Origin of the sequence: Staphylococcus sp. GDY8P67P, from assembly GCF_017892545.1 — a bacterium.
Taxonomy (GTDB): Bacteria; Bacillota; Bacilli; order Staphylococcales; family Staphylococcaceae; genus Staphylococcus; species Staphylococcus ureilyticus.
Map to the genome: position 1 here is coordinate 2,279 of NZ_JAESLH010000031.1, position 2,697 is coordinate 4,975.

At 49.9% G+C, this 2,697-nt stretch carries 2 rRNA genes (1 of these 2 running past the window's edge); both read left to right on the forward strand.

What is annotated here, in order from left to right:
* Positions 1-2,471: ribosomal RNA gene (locus tag KA833_RS12550) — 23S ribosomal RNA — on the forward strand; it begins 413 nt to the left of the window's first position.
* Positions 2,472-2,548: 77 nt separating this feature from the next.
* Positions 2,549-2,663 (forward strand): 5S ribosomal RNA (gene rrf / locus KA833_RS12555).
* The last annotated feature ends 34 nt before the right edge of the window (positions 2,664-2,697 follow it).

Sequence of the window (2,697 nt, forward strand, 5' to 3'; positions counted from 1 at the left end):
GGGAGGACCATCTCCCAAGGCTAAATACTCTCTAGTGACCGATAGTGAACCAGTACCGTGAGGGAAAGGTGAAAAGTACCCCGGAAGGGGAGTGAAAGAGAACTTGAAACCGTGTGCTTACAAGTAGTCAGAGCCCGTTAATGGGTGATGGCGTGCCTTTTGTAGAATGAACCGGCGAGTTACGATTTGATGCAAGGTTAAGCAGTGAATGTGGAGCCGTAGCGAAAGCGAGTCTGAATAGGGCGTTGAGTATTTGGTCGTAGACCCGAAACCAGGTGATCTACCCTTGACCAGGTTGAAGTTCAGGTAACACTGAATGGAGGACCGAACCGACTTACGTTGAAAAGTGAGCGGATGAGTTGAGGGTAGCGGAGAAATTCCAATCGAACCTGGAGATAGCTGGTTCTCTCCGAAATAGCTTTAGGGCTAGCCTCAAGTGATGATTATTGGAGGTAGAGCACTGTTTGGACGAGGGGCCCTTCTCGGGTTACCGAATTCAGACAAACTCCGAATGCCAATCAATTTAACTTGGGAGTCAGAACGCGGGTGATAAGGTCCGTGTTCGAAAGGGAAACAGCCCAGACCACCAGCTAAGGTCCCAAAATATATGTTAAGTGGAAAAGGATGTGGCGTTGCCCAGACAACTAGTATGTTGGCTTAGAAGCAGCCATCATTTAAAGAGTGCGTAATAGCTCACTAGTCGAGTGACACTGCGCCGAAAATGTACCGGGGCTAAACATATTACCGAAGCTGTGGATTGTCCGTAGGACAATGGTAGGAGAGCGTTCTAAGGGCGTTGAAGCATGATCGCAAGGACATGTGGAGCGCTTAGAAGTGAGAATGCCGGTGTGAGTAGCGAAAGACGGGTGAGAATCCCGTCCACCGATTGACTAAGGTTTCCAGAGGAAGGCTCGTCCGCTCTGGGTTAGTCGGGTCCTAAGCTGAGGCCGATAGGCGTAGGCGATGGATAACAGGTTGATATTCCTGTACCACCATGAATCGTTTTAAGCGATGGGGGGACGCAGTAGGATAGGCGAAGCGTACGATTGGATTGTACGTCCAAGCAGTAAGACTGAGTGTTAGGCAAATCCGGCACTCATAAGGTCAAGCTGTGATGGGGAGAGGAAATTGTTTCCTCGAGTCGTTGATTTCACACTGCCGAGAAAAGCCTCTAGCTAGATTTATGGTGCCCGTACCGCAAACCGACACAGGTAGTCAAGATGAGAATTCTAAGGTGAGCGAGCGAACTCTCGTTAAGGAACTCGGCAAAATGACCCCGTAACTTCGGGAGAAGGGGTGCTCTTTAGGGTTCACGCCCAGGAGAGCCGCAGTGAATAGGCCCAAGCGACTGTTTATCAAAAACACAGGTCTCTGCTAAACCGTAAGGTGATGTATAGGGGCTGACGCCTGCCCGGTGCTGGAAGGTTAAGAGGAGTGGTTAGCTTCTGCGAAGCTACGAATCGAAGCCCCAGTAAACGGCGGCCGTAACTATAACGGTCCTAAGGTAGCGAAATTCCTTGTCGGGTAAGTTCCGACCCGCACGAAAGGCGTAACGATTTGGGCACTGTCTCAACGAGAGACTCGGTGAAATCATAGTACCTGTGAAGATGCAGGTTACCCGCGACAGGACGGAAAGACCCCGTGGAGCTTTACTGTAGTCTGATATTGAAATTCGGTACAGCTTGTACAGGATAGGTAGGAGCCTTAGATACGTGAGCGCTAGCTTACGTGGAGGCGTTGGTGGGATACTACCCTCGCTGTATTGGATTTCTAACCCGCACCATTAATCATGGTGGGAGACAGTGTCAGATGGACAGTTTGACTGGGGCGGTCGCCTCCTAAAGAGTAACGGAGGCGCTCAAAGGTTTCCTCAGAATGGTTGGAAATCATTCATAGAGTGTAAAGGCACAAGGAAGCTTGACTGCGAGACTTACAAGTCGAGCAGGGTCGAAAGACGGACTTAGTGATCCGGTGGTTCCGCATGGAAGGGCCATCGCTCAACGGATAAAAGCTACCCCGGGGATAACAGGCTTATCTCCCCCAAGAGTTCACATCGACGGGGAGGTTTGGCACCTCGATGTCGGCTCATCGCATCCTGGGGCTGTAGTCGGTCCCAAGGGTTGGGCTGTTCGCCCATTAAAGCGGTACGCGAGCTGGGTTCAGAACGTCGTGAGACAGTTCGGTCCCTATCCGTCGTGGGCGTAGGAAATTTGAGAGGAGCTGTCCTTAGTACGAGAGGACCGGGATGGACATACCTCTGGTGTACCAGTTGTCGTGCCAACGGCATCGCTGGGTAGCTATGTATGGACGGGATAAGTGCTGAAAGCATCTAAGCATGAAGCCCCCCTCAAGATGAGATTTCCCAACTTCGGTTATAAGATCCCTCAAAGATGATGAGGTTAATAGGTTCGAGGTGGAAGCATAGCGATATGTGGAGCTGACGAATACTAATCGATCGAAGACTTAATCAAATTTAAAAGTTTTGTTGGTTAAACTAAATTTTACTTACAATCTAGTTTTGAGTGTATAAATTTTATACATGACATTGTCTGGTGACTATAGCAAGGAGGTCACACCTGTTCCCATGCCGAACACAGAAGTTAAGCTCCTTAGCGCCGATGGTAGTCGGACTTACGATCCGCAAGAGAAGGACGTTGCCAGGCAAATATAAACGGAGGATAAGCTCAGCTGGGAGAG